Raw genomic sequence first — 17,723 nt, 5'->3', positions numbered from 1 at the left:
CCACCGACAACCGAAGAAGCTCCATGCCCGACAACCTACGGACCCCGCACCACCAGCCCACCAGAATCAGTAGGAAACGCATTCAATGGGAGGAAGCCTGGGCCGAAATTCTGCGGATCAACCACACATCTGATAAATAGCGTTGCTCGGCCTGTTTAAGCGAAAGCCCCAACAGTTGAAGACCCTCTTCAAGAGGGCCGTCAGCTCGGCCCGGACCTGATGCAGTTCCTCCTGACCGGCGAGGAGATCACTGGGGAAATCATAGGTCGTTGCCACAGCCTCAATGATACGCCTGTTCGATTTTGAGGCGCGCGTTCCCTTCAGTGGTTCACGCGAAAGGGTGGCTCGGCAGCACATCGGCTCCCGCCCGACTGTCAGACCCCTGCCCTACCGTGAAACACATGGATGGCGTGGACGAGCGGGCCGGACGGAGCGGGGAGCGGGTGTGCCTGATCCCCTGGGCAGAGGGGGATCTGTGGCTGCTGCGCAGGACCAACAGCGCCGAGATGACCGCGCACCTCGGCGGCCCGGAGACCGAGGAGCAGCTCGCGGCCCGGCACCGGCGGTACACCGGCTTGCGGTCGGGGCGGATGTACCGGGTGACGTCGACGGACGGCGCCGAGACCTTCGGCTCGATCGGGTTCTGGCGGCGGACCTGGCAGGACACGGAGGTCTGGGAGACCGGTTGGGCGGTGCTGCCGGAGTTCCAGGGGCGAGGGCTGGCGGTGCGGGCGGCCAGGGCGGTCCGTGAGGCGGCCCGCGCCGACGGGGCGCTCCGGTATCTGCACGCGTTTCCCAGTGTCGATCACGCCGCTTCCAACGCGGTCTGCCGCGGAGCCGGGTTCACTCTGCTCGGGCAGGCCGACTTCGAGTACCCGAAGGGCCACTGGATCAGGTCGAACGACTGGCGGGTGGACCTGGAGAGAGGAGACTGAGGCCATGTGCCGCAGCATCAAGACCTTGCGTCCGCCCGCGATGCCCGAGGAGGCCACGGAGGACGAGATGAGGGCCGCGGCCCTCCAGTACGTGCGCAAGGTGTCCGGGTTCCGTGCGCCCGCCGCGCACAACCAGGAGGTCTTCGACCAGGCGGTGGAGGCCGTCACCCGGGCCACGGCCGACCTGCTGGCCGGCCTGGAGATACGGGGCGCCTCCGGCGCCCGACGCGCCTCCTGACACCGTCGCGCGCAGGCTGGCCGCCCGCTGCCGGGCGGGCGGCGCGGCTCGTCGCGACGCCTGACGGCGCCTCCGAGGCACGGAGCCTCCGGCTTACGACGCCTTTGACGACGCAGCCACCGGCGGGCGATGCCTCTGAGGTGCGATGCCTGCGAGGTCCGAAGTCTCCGGTCTACAGCGCCTCCGAGGTAGGAAGCCACCGACGGACGCATCGCCTCCGAGGCACGACGCCTCCGGTCTACGACGCCTCCGATCTACGACGTCCCCAGGTGCGGCGGCGCCCCAGACGTGCGGCGCCTCAGACGTGCGAAGCCTCACACGGGCGATGCCCTCGAGGCGAGATGCTCGACTTACTTCGCCCCTGAGGTACGACGCCGCCGGGTGCGAAGTCACCGCCGGGCGACGCCTTCGGGTGCGACGCCGCCCTGCCTAAGACGCCCCCGAAGCCCGAGGCTGGCGGCGCATCAGATACGCCGCCCCCGCCCCCGCACCGAACAGCGCCAGCACGGACACCGCCGCAGCCAGCCACGTCGCGCCGAGCCACTGGCCGCCGAAGTAGCCGAGCGCGACGCTGTAGGCGGCCCAGGTCAGCCCGGCGAGGGCGGACCACGGGAGGAATTCGCGGATCCGGCGGTGCGCCGTGCCGGCGACGAGCGAGACGACCGAGCGGCCTGCCGGGGCGAACCGGGCCAGGACGACCAGGGCACCGCCGCCTCGGGCGAGGGCGCCGCCGAGACGTTCCTGCGCGGTGGTCAGCCGACGGGAACGGGCGATGGCGCGGTTCAGGCGCGGCCCCCCGCGCCAGGCGAGGCGGTAGACCGCCAGGTCACCGAGGACGGAGGCGGTCGCCGCGCACAGGGTCAGGACGAGGATGTCGGGAACGTCCTCCGGCCCCCGCCCGGCAGCCGCCGCGCCGGAACCCGCGGCCGCCGCCGTGGCCGCCGTGATCACCAGGACACCGCTCGGCAGCACCGGGAGGAAGATGTCGAGGAGCACCGAGACGGCCACCAGCGCGTAGATCCATGGGCTGCTGACCAGCGAACCGATACTGCTGATACTTCCCAGACTCTCGACCACCACTACTCCCCGTTGCTCCCCCGTGGGCCGGACCGTGCCGCGAGACGCGGGGGCGGCAGAGCGGCCCATGACAGCCATACAGCGTACGCCCGGGGTGTGACAGAGGGTTCACGGGGGGCTCGTGTGTTCGGCACGGGACGTTCACCTCGGAGGAGGCGTTCACGCCGCCCGCCGCCCGCCGCCCGCCGCCCGCCGCCCGCCGCCCGCCGCCCGCCGCCCGCCGCTCGGCCGACAGGATCGGGTCAGGCCGCGACCGGCGTCTGCCGCTCCGCCGCGGACTCTTTCCGCTCCGAGGTGCGCCGGGCGAAGAGCCGGTCCAGGCCGAAGGCGCCGGAGCCGGTGAAGGCGAGCAGGAGGAAGGCCCAGCAGAACATGGCGGAGGCCTCGCCGCCGTTCTCCATCGGCCACAGGGCGCCCGGCTGGTGCACCTTGAAGTACGCGTAGGCCATCGAGCCCGAGGACACGATCGCGGCGGCGCGGGTGCCGAGGCCGAGCAGGACGAGGCCGCCGCCGACCAGCTGGATCACGGCCGCGTACCAGCCGGGCCAGGTGCCCGAGTCGATCGTGCCGCCGGTGCCCCCCGCGCCGCCGAGGACGCCGAAGAGGGAGGCGGCTCCGTGGCAGGCGAAGAGGAGGCCGACGACGATGCGGAACAGGCCGAGGGCGTAGGGCTGGGCGCTGTTGAGGCGTCCGGACATGTGGGGGGTGCTCCTTCGGTCGAGCCGGCCCGGGAGGGGCCGGTGGGGGACGGAACCGAGTGGGCTGCCCACGTTAGGTCGACCTAACTAGTGCTTGCAAGTTCAACATTTGGCCATGGCGTGACGTGGGATCACGTCGACACCCCGGCAGCCCTCGCAGGTGGGAGCGCTCCCACACCCAGGCCAAGGCCCGCGGACGTGACTCAATTCATACCCGGCAGGGCCCCCCGCCCCATGCCGGCGATGCCGACCGCTCCCGCAACGCCAGACCCCGCAACGCCAGACCCTGCTACGCCAAATCCCGCTCCATGGCCGTCCGCAGGGCGATGCCCCCGCCCCGATCCGTCCGGGCCTGCTCCAGTCGCAGCCGTGCCGACCGTCCCCGCAGGGTCAGCGTCATGAGCTGGTTGCCGAACCAGGGCCCGCCGGTCTTGCGCCAGCCGACCGCGGCCGGCGCACACCGTCCGTGCCGGGCGATGCGCCGCCCGAGGGCACGGGCCAGGGCGCTCCAGCCGAAGCGGAAGCCGAGCCGGATCGACAGCGGCACGGAGTTGTGGACGGGGGAGCAGGTCAGCTGGGCCACCCGGGCGTCGGGCGCCCGGCCCGGCCAGGACGGCTCGGCCACGTAGGCGTGGTGCACGTCGCCCGAGAGCACGCTGATCGTCGCGGGCGCCCCCGGCCCCGTACCGGCCTCGGCGATCAGGTCGGCGAGGTCGTCGAAGGACGACGGGAAGGCGGACCAGTGCTCCAGATCGGCCCCGCGCCGGATCCGCTCGCCGCGCCGTGCCCAGCGGGCGCCCCGTTCGCCGCCGCACATCGCGGCGTTCCAGGTCTCCACGTCGTGCACCAGGTGGGGCAGCAGCCAGGGCAGGGAGGTGCCGATCAGCAGGTGGTCGTAGGAGTCGCGCTCGTCCAGGACCTGTTCGCGCAGCCAGGCCGCCTCGCCCGGGTCGAGCATCGTGCGGCGGTCCTCCTCCAGGACGCGGGCCGCGCGGGAGTCGACCATGAGCAGCCGGGTGCGGCCGAAGTCGCGTCGGTAGCTCCAGCGGACGGACGCCGGCTCGGCGTCGGCGCGGGCGGCGAAGGCGCGCAGGGCGTCGGTGCCGTCGGGGGTCTCGCGGACGGCCGCGTAGAGGGGGTCGGCGGCCAGCTCGTCGGGGGAGAGGTTGCCCAGCTGCTGGTACACCCAGTAGGACATCAGCCCGCTCAACAGGCGTTCGCGCCACCAGTCGGTGGCCCGCATGTCGGCCAGCCAGGCGGCGGAGGTGTTCCAGTCGTCGATGACGTCGTGGTCGTCGAAGATCATGCAGCTGGGGACGGTGGACAGCAGCCAGCGCACCTCGGGGTCGCGCCAGGACTCGTAGTAGAGGCGGGTGTACTCCTCGTAGTCGGCGACCTGGTCGCCCGGGGCCTCGTTCAGGTCGCGGCGGCCGGCGATGAATTGGCGCGTGGCGTCGGAGACCTCGTCGGCGTACACCTGATCGCCGAGCAGGAGCAGTACGTCGGGCCGCTCGCCCCTCGGGGCGGCCGCGATGCGGGCGGAGAGGGTGTCCAGCGCGTCCGGGCCCACCGGATCCTTCCCGCCGGCGGGACGCGCGGCCCAGCGGCAGGAGCCGAAGGCGACGCGCAGTCCGTCCTCCTCCGTGGGCGAGGTGATCACGGACGGCGGGAACGGGGAGTCCGGCGGCGGCCACGCGCGGGTGCCGTCGAGGAGCACCTCGTACTCCGTCGACGTACCGGGTGTGAGGCCGCTCACCGGGACCAGGGCGTAGTGGTGGCCCGCGACCTGGAAGGTGCGGGTCGTGCCGCGGGCGCCGTCGGCGCAGCGCACCTCGGCGGTGCAGGGCCGGTTCGTCTCGACCCAGACGGTCGCGCACGAGCCGTCGGTGTACCTCAGCAGTGGCCCCAGGCGCAGTCCGGCCATGGTGATCCCCTCTCCGTCGCCCCGTACGGTACGGAACGACGGAGGCCGGTGGGGAGGATCCGCGCCGAACAGTTGGTGGACGGCGCGTCAGCAGTTCGCGAGCCGGCTCTGCAGGGCCGACTTCTCGGCGGAGTCGACCGAGAGGTCGTAGTAGTACTTCACCTGGACCCAGGCGCGGACGTAGGTGCAGTGGTAGGCGCTGCGCGAGGGCATCCAGGTGGCCGGGTCCTGGTCGCCCTTGGACTGGTTGACGTTGTCGGTGACCGCGAGGAGCTGGGGGCGGGTCAGGTCGTTGGCGAAGGACTGGCGCCGCGAGGTGCTCCAGGAGCCGGCGCCGGAGTCCCAGGCCTCGGCGAGCGGGACCAGGTGGTCGATGTCGACGTCGCCGGAGGCGGACCAGGTGGCGCCGTCGTAGGGGGAGTACCAGCTGCCGCTGGTGGCGGCGCAGGAGGAGTCGGTGACGACGCCCGAGCCGTCGCGCTTGAGGACGGTCTCGCGGGTGTTGCAGGAGCCGGACTGGGTGATCCAGTGCGGGAAGAGGTCGCGGTCGTAGCCGGTGCGGTTCTCGGTGGCCACGTCGAGGGACGCGAGGTAGGAGCGGGCGGTGGCGGCGCTGACCGGGGTGGGGAGGGCGGCGGAGGCGGCCGGGCCGTTGAGCAGCCCGGCCGAGGCTATGAGGCCGGTGAACGCGGCGAGGAAACCGAGCCGTCGACGCGCGTAGAACTTCGGCATGCGAACTCCCTTGGGGTGTGGGGGTGTTGGGACGCGGGCAGGGGAATGCTCGCGACGCCGCATGGCGCACAGATGTGCGGTCGGTAAGAAGTTAGTGACGTGTGCATGGCGCGTCTATAAGCGCGACGGGACTTTCGGCCCTCGGCCTCGCACGGGGGTTCGCGTACTATGGATGGCGCAGAAGGGGAGTAGCTCTTCGCCGGACCGTCGACATACTGCTCAGCTCGTCTGAGCCGGCGCCCGGAGGCAGGTCTCGCACGCGAGGCCGGCCAGCGAGACCTTCGGCAAGCAGTGCACGCCCGTGCCGTACGGCGGGGGCGGACCAGTGCGCTGCCGTGCCGAGGTGTCGCGCGACGCGGACATGATGAAGTCCGCGGGAATCAGCACTCTCGGTGGGGTGGCCCCGACCGATTGAGGAATCTTGATCAGCCTGACCGTGACCGCGCTCGTCTTCGGCGTCGTCTTCCTCGCCGAACTGCCCGACAAGACCGCGCTCGCCGGCCTCGTCCTCGGCACCCGCTACCGCGCCTCCTACGTCTTCGCGGGCGTGGCCGCCGCCTTCGCGCTGCACGTCGTGCTCGCGGTCGCGGCCGGCAGTGTGCTGACCCTGCTGCCGCAGCAGCTCGTGCACGCGCTGACCGGTGTGCTGTTCCTGGGCGGCGCCGCCGTGCTGCTCATGAAGAAGGACGAGGAGGACGAGGAGATCCGCAAGCCGGAGGACCAGTCCTTCTGGAAGGTCTCCGGGGCGGGTTTCATGCTCATCCTGGTCGCCGAGTTCGGCGACCTCACGCAGATCATGACCGCCAACCTGGCGGCCCGCTACGACGACCCGCTCTCCGTCGGCCTCGGCGCGGTGCTGGCGCTGTGGGCGGTGGCCGGGCTCGGCATCGTCGGCGGGAAGGCCCTGATGAAGCGGGTCCCGCTGCGGCTGATCACGAAGGTCGCGGCGCTGCTCATGCTGGGTCTCGGCGTGTGGAGCCTCTGGGAGGCGATCGCCGGCTGAGCCGCGGCCTCCGGCCCGCGCGGGGGACGTGCGAACTGAACGCCGCGTGAACGTTCCGGGGGCCCGGTGGCGCGATCCCCGCTCTGTTTTGTACCGTGGATGAACAAAGTGGCTCCCGCCCGTTCTCCCTGACCGGCGGGGGGGCCGCCTTGTTTCCTCCCCGCACCCTGGAGACTGCCGATGACGTCCACCGCCACCACCGTTCTGCCCGCCCGCGCCCTGTTGCTCGACATGGACGGCACCCTCGTCAACTCGGACGCCGCCGTCGAGCGCGTCTGGCGGCGCTGGGCCGACCGGAACGGGCTGGACGGCGACGAGGTCCTGAAGGTCGTCCACGGACGGCAGGGCTACGCTTCGATGGCGCTGCTGCTGCCGGACCGGCCCATGGAGCAGAACTACGCCGACAACGCGCGCATGCTCGCCGAGGAGACCGCCGACACCGAGGGCGTCGTCGCGATCTCCGGCGCGCCGGACTTCCTCGCCTCGCTGCGCGGTCTCCCGCACGCCCTGGTGACCTCCGCCGACGTGGCGCTGTCCACCGCGCGGATGGCCGCCGCCGGGCTCGCGCTGCCGGACGTTCGGGTCACCGCCGAGTCGGTCGGCGCCAGCAAGCCCGACCCCGAGGGTTTCCTCAAGGGCGCCGCCGAACTGGGCATCGCCCCCGCGGACTGCGTCGCCTTCGAGGACTCCGGCGCCGGCATCGCGGCCGCCCAGGCTGCCGGGATGCGGGTCGTGGGCGTGGGCCCGCGGGCCGGCTTCCACGGTCCGGACGTAGTCGTGGAGGACCTGACGGCGGTACGGGTGGAGGCCGGCGCCGACGGCGGCCTGCGGCTGCACATCGGCTGACCTCCCGGCGGGTCCTCAGGGCTCGCGCGTCTCCGACTCCAGCTGGCGCCGGGTGTCCGGTCCGTAGACGCCGAGATCGTCGGAGCGGATGCCGCGGGCCCACTGGTACGTGCGGACCGAGTCCTCGACGCGGCGGTCGTAGTTGCCGTCCATGTCGCCGGTGTACAGGTACAACTGGGCCAGCCGCTGCTGGAGTTCCACGACCTCCGGGCCCCGGTCGCCGCGGTGCAGTCCCGGGCCGCCGTAGAAGTCGCGGCCGTCGTCCTCCGACTCCCGCGGGGCCTCCTCGGTCGCCGTGGCCGTCGCGCTCCGCGTCGGTTCGGCCGACCGGGACGGCGAGGGCGACGCGCTCGACGCCGACGGGGACGGCGAGGCCGACGGGCTCGAGGAGGCCGACGGGGACGGCGACGCGGAGCCGGCCTGCGGGACGGGGGTGGCGCTCGGTCCGCCGGTCGAGGTGGCCTCGCTGGTCGACGACGGGTCGGGCACGCTCGCCCGCACCTCGTCCGGCAGCGCTCCGTCCCTGGACGGCGCCTCGTAGGAGAACAGCCCGCTCGCGTACCCGGCGGCGCCCACCACGACCACGACCGCTCCGACGGCGCTCAGCAGCACGCCTTTACGCCGCCTGCGCGACCGGCGCCCTCCGGAACCGTCCCAGGGCCCCGCGCCGGACGGTACGGGCGCGGTGGCCGCGGTCTCGAACAGGCGCAGGTCGTGCGCGCTGGGCGGGCCGGCCGAGGGCGCCAGCGGCGTGGGCAGCGCGGCGGTCGCCTCGGTGGCCGCGCCGGGCGGCGGCTCGGCGCCGACGGCGCGCAGCGTCATGGTGGCGTCCGGGTCAGTGCCCTGCGAAGCCGCATGCCCGGCAGGCGTGGCCCCCGAGGGCGCGTCCCCCGAGGGCGCGCTCTCCGCAGCCGAATCCTCGGAGGACCCGCTCCCCGAAGCCGTAGCGCCCGGAGCCGTAGTGCCCGGAGCCGTAGCGCCCGGAGTCGCAGTGCCCGGAGCCGCAGCGCCCGGAGCCGCAGCCTCCGAAGAGGCCCCGGCCTCCGAAGGGGCCCCGGCCTCCGAAGGGGCCCCGCCGTCGAGTTCGACGTACGGCCGGATCCGTAGCGGGTTGAAGTCCTCGGCCGCTGCCGCCTGTGCCGTACGCGCGTCGCGCAGGGCGTCGGACGCCCGTGATCCGCAGCCGCAGGAAGGCGTGTTGTCCGCCTCTCTGGGTGTGCCGCACTCCGGGCACGAGGCCCCCGTGGGCCGCTCCTGTTCCACGCGTCCGTCCCTCCCCTCGCGACTCCCCTCGCGAACTCCAGAGATTATGCAGATATTCTCCACACTTCCGCGCACGAGCCCCCGGAATGCCGGCTTCCCCAGATGGAAACAGGCCCCTCAGGCGGCAGCCCGGAGCCCTTTCGTGAACCAGTGCTCGGCGTACGGGCTCTCGTTGTAGGCCTCGGTCTCGGTGTAGCCGAGGCGTGCGTAGAGGGTGCGGGCCTCGACGAGGTCGGTGCGCGTGTCGAGGATCATGCGGGCTGCTCCGAGCGCCCGTGCCGCGTCCTCGGCGGCCCGCACGAGCAGCGCCGCACCGCCCCGGCCGCGCATCCCGTCGTACAGGAAGACCCGGGTCAGTTCGGCGGTGGTGGCGTCCAGCAGCCGTACGCCGGAGGTGCCGGCCGGTTCACCGCCGTACCGCGCGACCAGCAACCGCCCCCGGGGCGGGACGAGTTCGGCGCCGGAGACCGCCGCGATCTCCCGTTCCAGCTCGCCGGGGTCGGTGCGCCGCCCCTCGTGCAGCAGGTACCAGCGGTCGCTGACCTCCGTGTAGTACGCACGCCAGAGGGCGGCGGCGACGGGGGAGTCGTACGGTTCCGGGGAGACGGTCCAGGTCATGACCGCATTGTCGGGAGAGAACCGGCCCCGCGCGCAAGCGTATTTTCCCACCGGTTCCCAGCGGTGCACGGTCGGCGTGCCCCGGCGGCCGTTTGAGCGCGCGGTCCGGGGCAACACGAACGGCGAACCGGCCCGTTCGGAGAGCCGGTAGGGCCGAAACCCGGAAGGCACTCATGTCCACAGGCGTGATCATCGCTTTGATCGTGATCGTGGCGGCCGTGCTCGTCGTCGCGGCCGTCGTTGCCCAGCGAGCACGGGGTCCCCAGCACGGCGGAAGCCTGAAGCGCCGCTTCGGGCCGGAGTACGACCGGGCGGTTGCCCGGCACGACGGCGACACCAAGGCCGCCGAGCGTGAACTGGGCGAACGGGTCGAGCGGCACGGGTCGTTGCACACGCGGCCGCTGGAGTCCGCCGAGCGCGAGCGCTTCGAGGCGCGCTGGACCGCCGCCCAGGAGCGTTTCGTCGACTCTCCGCGCGAGGCGGTCGGCGAGGCGGACCGGCTGCTCGCGGAACTGGCCGGGGTCCGGGGCTTCCCGGGCGGCGACCAGTACGAGGAGCAGCTCGCGGCGCTGTCCGTGCACCACGCCCACCAGGTCGACGGCTACCGGCGCGTGCACCGTGTGACGCACGCGCGCGTGGACGGCGCGCAGGAGGGCGGCGCGGACACGGAGGAGCTGCGCGAGTCCATGGTCGCGGCCCGCGCGCTGTTCGAGGAACTGGTCCGCCCGGGCCGGCACGAGGCCGCCCGCCCCCGAACCACCACGGACACCGGCGAACCCGCCCCCGCGGCCCGCGCCCCGCACACGTGGTCGCTCGGCAAGCGCCGGCCGAAGGAGAGCTGAGGCATGCCCGACGTGACCCGAAACCCCGGCGACACCCCCGACCCCAAAGCCACCCGTCTCCCCAAAGCCACCCGTCTCCCCAAAGCCACCCGTCTCCCCAAAGCCACCCCTGTCCCCGAGGCCACCCCTGTCCCGGAGGCCGCACCCGCCCCGAAGACCGGAACTCCACTCAAGGAAGCCCCGGTCACAGCGGTCACCCCCGTGACTCCAGCCACCCCTGCCGGCCCTGACGCCTCTGCGACTCCGGAGGCTCCCGCCACCCCTGCCGCTCCCGCCACCCCCGCTCGCGACGCCGCCGGTCCGCTCCTCCCGCACGACGAGGGCGACAAGCTCGGCCGGCGGCTGCACCACGCGGTGGCCGGTTTCGTGGATGCGCCGCGCGCCTCCGTCGAGGAGGCGGACCAGGTCCTGGAGGAGGTCGCCGCCCGCCTGGCGGACGCGGTGACGCACCGCCGCCGGACCCTGCGCACGTCCTGGCAGGGCACCGGCGCCGGCGAGGACGACCGCGCACCGAGCACCGACACCGAACAACTCCGCCTGGCCCTGCGGGACTACCGCGAGCTGGCGGACCGCCTGATGCGCCTGTGACGCGCAGGCGTCACCGCTCCGCCCGGCGCTCCCGCCACTGCCGTACGACCTCTTCGACGTCGTAGGGCTTCCTACCCAGCGGGGGGCCGGGCGGCGGCTTGAGCAGGACGTCGCGGATCTTGACGTTGACCGCCTCGATGATGCGGCGGACCACCCGCTCCGACGGCGCCTTGAGGGCCGTCTCCAGGGCGTCCTCCGCCTCCTTGCGCAGGGCGAGGGTGGGCGGCAGCACGGAGAAGCCCTCGCGGGCCATCTTCCTCTTCACCCACCACAGTTCGTCGTAGGTGCTGTCCATCTCGCTCGCGAGGGGCTTGCCCGCGCCGGACAGGCCGGCGAACTCGCCGCGCGCCTCCGCCTCGCGAACCTGTTTGTCGACCCAGGACTCGAAGTCGACGCCCGGTGGCTTTCGCTCGGTCATGACCCCATTGTGCCGGACACCGTGCCACCGGCCGATCTATCATTCGGCGGCGACAATCCAACGACGGACGTCCTGAGGTCTTCGAAGGAGCGCACGTGCTCGAACTGACCATGGCCACGGTCACCGCGGCGGACGCGGGCGCCACGGCCGGCATGCAGATGGCCGAGGCGCCCAGCGAGCCGGACGCGGTACTGCGGGTGGGCCGGGACAAGTCCGTGTGCCGGCTGTCGACGCCGGAGGACTGGCTGTTCGTCTCCCGGGTCCATCTGGAGTTCCGGTGCGGCCCCGACGGCACGTGGCGGCTGACCTGGCTGCGCGGCTCCCAGCCGGATCCGTCCTCCGAGGTCCGGCTGACCGTGGGTCCGCACGTGCAGCCCATGGCGTACGGCGGAACCGTGCCGCTGCCGAGGGGCGGCAGCGGCGAGATCGTGGTCCAGGACCGCGCGGAGCCGCGCAGCGTCAACGTCGGCTTCTACCACGAGGTGTAGGCCCGGGAGCGGTCGTTCAGGCCAGCACGCGCGCCAGTGCGAAGCCGTCGTAGCCCTTGCTGCCGACGGTCTGGATCGCGGTGCCGCTGAGCCTCGGGTGGGCGCCGATCAGTTCGATGGCGGCGCGGGTGCCGCGTACGTCGTCGGCGGTGTCGTCGGGGTCGGCGACCCGGCCGCCGCGGACCACGTTGTCGAGGACGATCAGGCTGCCGGTGCTGGTGAGCTTCAGGGCCCACTCCAGGTAGTGCGGGTTGTTGCCCTTGTCGGCGTCGATGAAGACCAGGTCGAAGGGGGCGGGGTTCTCGTCGGCGAGCTTCGGCAGGGACTCCAGGGCGGGGCCCACGCGTACGTCGACGAGGGCGTCGAGGCCGGCGCGGGCGAGGTTGCGGGTGGCGACCTCGGCGTGCCGGGCGCTGTACTCCAGCGTGACGAGGCGACCGTCGGCGGGGAGGGCGCGGGCCAGCCAGATGGTGCTGTAGCCGCCGAGGGTGCCGATCTCCAGGATGGTGCGGGCGCCCTGGATCTGGGCGAGGAGTTGGAGGAGTTTGCCCTGGTTGGCGGTGACGTTCACCTGCGGCAGCTGGGCGGCTTCGCTCTCCCGCAGGGCGGCCTCCAGCGCGGGGTCGTCGGGGGAGAGGTGGGCGTTGAAGTAGGCGTCGACATCGTCCCAGAGCTGCGATTCGCTCATGACTGACCTCTCGTATGCGTCGTTAGTCTTCCTAAGTAGGTGCGCTAACGAAGATATGCCGTGGGGCGGGGGCGCGCCGGTCGTTCCGGTGGGCGTGTTTCGGTCGCGCTACGCGCATCCCCACCCCCACCCACACAGGCCCCGCAGGCGTCAGCGAGGGGCCCTCGCCGGTGCTGACCCCGGCAACGGCCGCCCCGCCGACTCCGTCATGAACCACACCGCGACGCCACCGACCACCGCCGCCGCCATCATGTAGTACGCGGGCATCATCATGTCGCCCGTGGCCCCGATCAGTGCCGTCACCACCAGCGGAGTCGTCCCGCCGAACAGGGAGACGGAGATGTTGAAGCCGATCGACAGCGACCCGTACCGCACCCGCGTCGGGAACAGCGCCGGCAGCGCGGACGGCATCGACGCCGTGAAGCAGACCAGGAGCAGCCCCAGCGCGGCCATCCCCAGCCCCACGGCCACCAGACTGCCCTCGCGGATCAGCAGCAGCGCGGGGACGGACAGCAGCAGGAACCCCGCGCAGCCCGCCGCGATCACCGGCCGCCGCCCGACCCGGTCGGTCAGCGCGCCCGCGAACGGCTGGACGACCATCATCAGCGCCATCACGGCCAGCACCACCAGCAGCCCGTGCGTCTCGTCGTACTTCAGCTCGCTCGTCAGATAGCTCGGCATGTACGACAGCAGCATGTAGTCGGTGACGTTGAAGACCAGCACCAGGCCGACGCAGAGCAGCAGCGCCCGCCACTGCCCGGTGACCATCTCCCGCAGCGGCACCTTCGGCCGCGTCTTCTCCGCCTTCGCCACCTCGGCCGCGAACGCCGGCGTCTCCTCCAGCCGCATCCGCAGATACAGCCCGACGATGCCCATCGGCCCGGCGATCAGGAACGGGATCCGCCACCCCCACGACGTGAGGTCGCCGTCCGAGAGCAGCGCCGTCATGAGGGTCACCAGACCCGCACCGCCGATGTACCCGGCCAGCGTGCCGAACTCCAGCCAGCTCCCGAGGAACCCGCGCCGCTTGTCCGGGGCGTACTCCGCGATGAAGGTGGACGCGCCCGCGTACTCACCCCCGGTCGAGAACCCCTGCACCAGCCGCGCGGCCAGCAGCAGCACCGGCGCCCACACGCCGATGGTGGCGTAAGACGGAATCAGCCCGATCGCGAACGTACCGGCCGCCATCAGGATCATCGTCAGGGCGAGCACCTTCTGCCGCCCGACGCGGTCCCCGAGCGGCCCGAAGACCATGCCGCCGAGCGGCCGGACCAGGAAGGCGGCCGCGAAGGCGCCGAAGGTGGACAGGAGCTGTGCCGTCGGGTTGCCCGACGGGAAGAACACCTTGCCGAGCGTCACGGCGATGTAGCTGTAGACACCGAAGTCGAACCACTCCATCGCGTTGCCGAGCGCCGCCGCCTTGACGGCACGCCTGACCAGCGCGGGATCGGTGACGGTGGGCCCGGCGCCGGCAGGCGACGGAGACGCGGACGCGGACGAGGGGACCGAGGGGGACGACGCAGCGGCGACGTGGGCGGCCGACAAGACTTCGCTCGCCTACCTTTCGACGGGGACAGGGACGCCACGACCCGCACGGCGGCGCTGTCGCCGGGCCGGAAAGAGCCCGCGGCACTCGGCCACGGGCAGAAAAGCACCATAGGCGCTGATGCGCCGCTTACGCCCGGTATGCGTTTCGTTGCACTGTGCATCAAAATGGCGTACACGCAGGGACGTCCGCGCGCCGCGGACCACCGTGTACGCCGTGACCTGTGATCCTTCTCGCGAAAAAAGTCCCGGAAAATGCGGAACGAAACGCGGGCGGCGGTCAGGTTGAGCGGGGGTTGCCTGCGTCTCCTCCCGGGGGTGGTGCGAGCCTCATAGGGTTCGCAGGAGGGACACACCGCGTACACGGGCGCGGTACGGGCGGTTCTACGGGGTGGGAGGCCGACGAGGCGTGGCGAATGCGGAGCACAGTGGGCGACCGGCGGAGTCCTTCGGAGCGTCCGCGGCGTCGGCCGCCGACGCGACCAGAGCAAGGCTGCGCGCCGCGCGCCTGGGCCTGTGGCTGATCGCCGCCGTCCTCGCCGTACGACAGCTGGCCGCGGTGCTCGGCACACCGCGCGGAGAACGCCTGACCGACCTGGAGACCTGGGTGGGTGAGCACGGCGTCCTGCACGTGAAGGGGTCGCTGTACGACTCCACGCAGTTCACCGGCACCCCCTTCGTGGGCCTCGTCCTCAAGCCCTTCACCCGCGCCGCCGAGCAGGCCCTCGGCTGGGGCTGGACCTTCGGCTCGCTGCTGCTGGTCGTGGCCCTGGGCCTGGTCGCCGCCCGCGCCCTGCCCCAGCCCGTCGGCCGCCGTACGGCGCTGCTGGCAGCGCCCGTGGCCGTCAGCCTGCTGATGCTGTCCCTGCCGGTGCGCAACGCGCTGTGGCTCGGCCAGACCAGCATCATCCCGGTACTCCTCGTCCTGGTCGGCTGCTTCGCGGTACGCGGCGCGCACGGCGACCGGATCGGCGGCGCCCTCATCGGCGTCGCCGCCGCCTTCCAGCCGACCGTGCTGCTCTTCGTCCCCCTGCTCTGGTTCACCGACCGCAGACGCGCCGCCCTGTCCACGGGGGTCACGTTCGTCGCCTGCACCGCCGTCGCCTGGGCGGCCATGGCGCAGGACTCGTACACGTACTGGGTCCACCACATGGCCGGCGTGGGTCTGGGCGGCGAGGCCGACGACCTCGCCAACCAGTCACTGCACGGCGCCCTGCTGCGGCTCGGCCTCTCCGGCCCGCTGGAGATCGTCCTCTTCCTCGTCCTCGGCGCGGCCGTCGCCGTCCTCGCCCTGCGCCGCGCCGTGCGCTACGCCCGCGACGGCCAGCTGCTGCTCGCGGTCGCCGTGACCGGCTGCGCGGCCGTCGTGGTGTCCCCGGCCACCTGGCAGCACCAGCTGCTGTGGGTGCTGCCCGCCGTGGTCGGCCGGGTCGGCAAGCGCGCCTCCGACCGGTACGTGTGGCCGGTCGCCGTAGTCCTGGTCATGACGCTGCCCGCGAAGATGATGCTGCCGAACATGGCGGCCCTCTACCCGCTGCGCGACAACGTCGTCCTGCTCGCGGCACTGGCCGCCGCCGTCGCCGTGCCCTTCCTGTCCCGCACGTCGCCGTACTTCTACACGCCGGTCCCGACGAGCCACGCCCCGGCGGTCCCGACCCGCTTCAAGCACGTGCCCCTGCTCCCGTTCCTGCGCCGGGTCCTCACCCGCCCGAACCTGCTCCTGGAGCTGCTCCTCACCCGGGTCACCTACGCCGCCTACTCCCAGGTCCGCCTCGCGGCGAACGGCGGGAGCCCCACGGCGGGCCGGGCGCGGGCCGAGGAGCACGGCTGGCAGATCCTCGACATGGAGCGCTTCCTGCACATCGACGTCGAGCACGCGATCAACCACGCGGTGGTGAAGGTCGGTTGGCTGCGGGACTTCTTCGACTTCTACTACACGTCGTTCCACTTCGTCGTCCCGCTGGCGGTCCTGGGCGTCCTGTACTGGCGCCGCCCGGTCGACTACCGCTGGGCCCGCGCCTCCCTGGGCTTCGCCACCCTGCTGGCCCTGGTCGGCTTCTGGCTGTACCCGCTGGCGCCGCCGCGGCTGATGCCGGGGTTCGGCATCATCGACACGGTGCACGGCGTGCAGGACTTCACGAAGCCGGACTACGGGACGCTGACGGCCCTCACCAACCAGTACGCGGCGATGCCGTCGCTGCACTTCGGCTGGTCGCTGTGGTGCGGCGTGGTGATCGCGATCATCGCGCCGAAGATGTGGATGAAGGCCCTCGGCCTGCTCCACCCCCTCTTCACCGCCTCGGCGATCGTGGCGACCGGCAACCACTGGATCCTGGACGCGGTGGGCGGCGCGGCCGTGGTCGCCGCGGGCTTCGGCCTGACGTACCTGTTCCAGGGCCCGAGGGCCAGGACCCTCACGGCGACGGCGGTCACCGCGAACACACCCAAGCCCCGGGCCACGTCGGAAGGCGTCAGCAGCGGCCCGCCGAGCCCGGCCAAGGACCGTACCGGGAGCTGAGCCGGTACTCACCCGGCGCCTCGACGGTCAGCCGGGTGAAGTCGCCGTCCCGCGCCAGGCAGCCGCCGTCGGACCGCAGCCACGGCGACCAGGCGACCCGTACGGTCACCGCGCCGGGCCGGTCCACGCGCAGCACGAGGTCGACGCCGGTGCTGGTCACGACGGTGCCGGGGGTGGAGACGAGCGGTACGGCGTCCCGCACCCGGTAGACCCTCCAGTGCGCGTCCTCCCAGACGGGCTCCAGCCACTCGGGCCGCCGCTCCGGGTCCCGCACCAGCGCCGCCTCGGCCCTGGCCGGGCCGTCCGGCTTGCCGAGAGGGAGGACGACGAAGCCGACCGCCCAGTGGTCCAGCCAGGCCCGGTAGGTGGCCGCGGAGAAACTGCCGTCGTAGAAGAGGCGGGCGCGCTCCACGTCGAGCTGCCGGTTCCAGCCCCGGGCCAGATTGACGTGCGGGGCGAGCCGGACGGCCTCGCGGTGGTCGCGGGCGGGCACCACCTCCACCCGCGTACGGTCGGCGCCCAGCCCTTCCAGCGCCCGCACGACCCCGTCCGTCTCGGCCGCCCAGGCGGGCACCACGGTGTACTCCGTGAGATCGTCGGCGGTCTTCTTTCCCACCCACCCGACGGAGTAGACCAGCGCGACGGCCAGCAGACCGCACGCGAGCCGCCGCAGCCGGGGAGCGATGCCCGGACGCGGCGCGGAGAGCAGGGCCGCCAGCAGCACGGCGGGGGCGAACAGTTCTGCGAACCGTTCGACGTTCGTCCCGACCGGCGAGGCGATGAGGTACGTCAGTACGGTGCCGATCGCGTAGACGGCCCCGCCCCACCGGGCGACCCGCCAGGTACGCGGGGCCAGCACGGTGACGGCGAGGCCGAGCACGACCGGCGGCCATATTCGGCCCGCCGGCATCGGCTGCTCCCCGCTGAAGGGGAACAGCAGCGTCGTCAGCCCGACGACGGCGGCCGGGGGTATGAGGAGCACGAGAGCGCGCCCCCAGTCCCGCACCATCAGGAACCCGGCTCCCACCACGGCGAGGAACAGCCCGGCCACCGGCGAGGCCAGGGTGGCCAGGGCCGCGTACCCGGCGGCGAGGTACAGCCTCCGCTCCCGGACCAGCGGCACGCAGGCGGCCACGGCGAAGGCGACGCCCAGCGCGAAGGTGGTCCGGCCCGAGGCGACGTTGCACCACAGCGCGAGCGACGCGAGCAGCGCCGGCCCCAGCGGCCCGCGCCCCCCCCCCCCCCCCAACAGCACCGCCACCAACCCGGAGGCGGCCCGGCCGGTGACCCGGGGGACCGTGC

At 72.7% G+C, this 17,723-nt stretch carries 18 protein-coding genes; 8 read left to right on the top strand and 10 right to left on the bottom strand.

From position 1 onward, the window contains the following. The first annotated feature begins 401 nt into the window (after positions 1-401). A complete protein-coding gene (locus ACFWR9_RS22650) occupies positions 402-935 on the top strand; it encodes a GNAT family N-acetyltransferase (RefSeq protein WP_383845037.1) in 534 nt (177 codons plus the stop codon). A 4-nt stretch (positions 936-939) separates the two neighbouring features. Beyond that, positions 940-1,173: a DUF2277 domain-containing protein gene (locus ACFWR9_RS22645; protein ID WP_352153103.1), complete on the top strand. Its 234-nt coding sequence runs from the start codon at positions 940-942 to the stop codon at positions 1,171-1,173. A gap of 429 nt (positions 1,174-1,602) precedes the next feature. Here ACFWR9_RS22645 and ACFWR9_RS22640 read toward each other — a convergent pair whose 3' ends face one another. From ACFWR9_RS22640 to ACFWR9_RS22625, 4 genes are all read right to left on the bottom strand, one after another. After that, positions 1,603-2,250 carry a DedA family protein gene (locus tag ACFWR9_RS22640; RefSeq protein ID WP_383845035.1) on the bottom strand — a complete coding sequence of 216 codons (648 nt, stop codon included), beginning with the start codon at positions 2,248-2,250 and terminating at the stop codon, positions 1,603-1,605. A 242-nt stretch (positions 2,251-2,492) separates the two neighbouring features. Then, positions 2,493-2,948 (bottom strand): DoxX family protein, encoded by a 456-nt coding sequence (locus ACFWR9_RS22635; protein ID WP_383845033.1) that lies wholly within the window; start codon positions 2,946-2,948, stop codon positions 2,493-2,495. 289 nt (positions 2,949-3,237) lie between these two features. Beyond that, complete coding sequence (locus tag ACFWR9_RS22630; protein WP_383845031.1) at positions 3,238-4,872, bottom strand: alkaline phosphatase D family protein; 1,635 nt, start codon at positions 4,870-4,872, stop codon at positions 3,238-3,240. 87 nt (positions 4,873-4,959) lie between these two features. Further along, a complete protein-coding gene (locus ACFWR9_RS22625; RefSeq protein ID WP_383845029.1) occupies positions 4,960-5,604 on the bottom strand; it encodes an HNH endonuclease family protein in 645 nt (214 codons plus the stop codon). Between the two features lie 421 nt (positions 5,605-6,025). On the opposite strand from ACFWR9_RS22625, the gene ACFWR9_RS22620 reads away from it, so the two are divergent. Beyond that, the gene (locus ACFWR9_RS22620) at positions 6,026-6,607 is read left to right on the top strand and encodes a TMEM165/GDT1 family protein (protein ID WP_234954245.1); all 582 of its coding nucleotides are present in this window, start codon (positions 6,026-6,028) and stop codon (positions 6,605-6,607) included. A 180-nt stretch (positions 6,608-6,787) separates the two neighbouring features. Next, the gene (locus ACFWR9_RS22615) at positions 6,788-7,453 is read left to right on the top strand and encodes an HAD-IA family hydrolase (protein ID WP_383845027.1); all 666 of its coding nucleotides are present in this window, start codon (positions 6,788-6,790) and stop codon (positions 7,451-7,453) included. A gap of 15 nt (positions 7,454-7,468) precedes the next feature. Here ACFWR9_RS22615 and ACFWR9_RS22610 read toward each other — a convergent pair whose 3' ends face one another. After that, a complete protein-coding gene (locus ACFWR9_RS22610; RefSeq protein ID WP_383845025.1) occupies positions 7,469-8,275 on the bottom strand; it encodes a peptidoglycan-binding protein in 807 nt (268 codons plus the stop codon). 558 nt (positions 8,276-8,833) lie between these two features. After that, complete coding sequence (locus ACFWR9_RS22605; protein ID WP_383845023.1) at positions 8,834-9,334, bottom strand: GNAT family N-acetyltransferase; 501 nt, start codon at positions 9,332-9,334, stop codon at positions 8,834-8,836. A 173-nt stretch (positions 9,335-9,507) separates the two neighbouring features. Here ACFWR9_RS22605 and ACFWR9_RS22600 point away from each other — a divergent pair, with 173 nt between their 5' ends. Together ACFWR9_RS22600 and ACFWR9_RS22595 are read left to right on the top strand one after the other, a co-directional pair. Beyond that, positions 9,508-10,176, top strand: coding sequence for a hypothetical protein (locus tag ACFWR9_RS22600; RefSeq protein WP_383845021.1), 669 nt, complete (start codon positions 9,508-9,510; stop codon positions 10,174-10,176). A gap of 3 nt (positions 10,177-10,179) precedes the next feature. Continuing rightward, a complete protein-coding gene (locus ACFWR9_RS22595) occupies positions 10,180-10,764 on the top strand; it encodes a hypothetical protein (RefSeq protein ID WP_383845019.1) in 585 nt (194 codons plus the stop codon). 10 nt (positions 10,765-10,774) lie between these two features. Here the strand turns inward: ACFWR9_RS22595 and ACFWR9_RS22590 are convergent, their stop codons facing one another. Then, positions 10,775-11,182, bottom strand: coding sequence for a DUF1992 domain-containing protein (locus ACFWR9_RS22590; protein ID WP_383845017.1), 408 nt, complete (start codon positions 11,180-11,182; stop codon positions 10,775-10,777). A 95-nt stretch (positions 11,183-11,277) separates the two neighbouring features. Here ACFWR9_RS22590 and ACFWR9_RS22585 point away from each other — a divergent pair, with 95 nt between their 5' ends. Further along, the gene (locus ACFWR9_RS22585; protein ID WP_383845015.1) at positions 11,278-11,670 is read left to right on the top strand and encodes a hypothetical protein; all 393 of its coding nucleotides are present in this window, start codon (positions 11,278-11,280) and stop codon (positions 11,668-11,670) included. A gap of 16 nt (positions 11,671-11,686) precedes the next feature. Here the strand turns inward: ACFWR9_RS22585 and ACFWR9_RS22580 are convergent, their stop codons facing one another. Continuing rightward, entirely contained in the window at positions 11,687-12,358 is a 672-nt protein-coding gene (locus ACFWR9_RS22580) for an O-methyltransferase (RefSeq protein ID WP_383845013.1), read from the bottom strand. Positions 12,359-12,508: 150 nt separating this feature from the next. Then, complete coding sequence (gene proP / locus ACFWR9_RS22575; protein WP_383845011.1) at positions 12,509-13,903, bottom strand: glycine betaine/L-proline transporter ProP; 1,395 nt, start codon at positions 13,901-13,903, stop codon at positions 12,509-12,511. Between the two features lie 409 nt (positions 13,904-14,312). Between proP and ACFWR9_RS22570 the strand changes: the two genes are divergently transcribed. Further along, on the top strand, positions 14,313-16,421 hold the full coding sequence (locus ACFWR9_RS22570; protein ID WP_383845009.1) for a bifunctional glycosyltransferase 87/phosphatase PAP2 family protein: 2,109 nt from the start codon (positions 14,313-14,315) through the stop codon (positions 16,419-16,421). Here the strand turns inward: ACFWR9_RS22570 and ACFWR9_RS22565 are convergent. After that, the coding region (locus ACFWR9_RS22565; protein WP_383845007.1) for a hypothetical protein at positions 16,375-17,723 on the bottom strand (1,349 nt) is incomplete at its 5' end. The genes ACFWR9_RS22570 and ACFWR9_RS22565 overlap by 47 nt on opposite strands.

Origin of the sequence: Streptomyces sp. NPDC058534, assembly GCF_042717365.1 — a bacterium.
Classification (GTDB): domain Bacteria; phylum Actinomycetota; class Actinomycetes; order Streptomycetales; family Streptomycetaceae; genus Streptomyces.
Note: the sequence above shows the minus strand (reverse complement) of the source record. Positions and strands in the feature narration are given on the sequence as shown.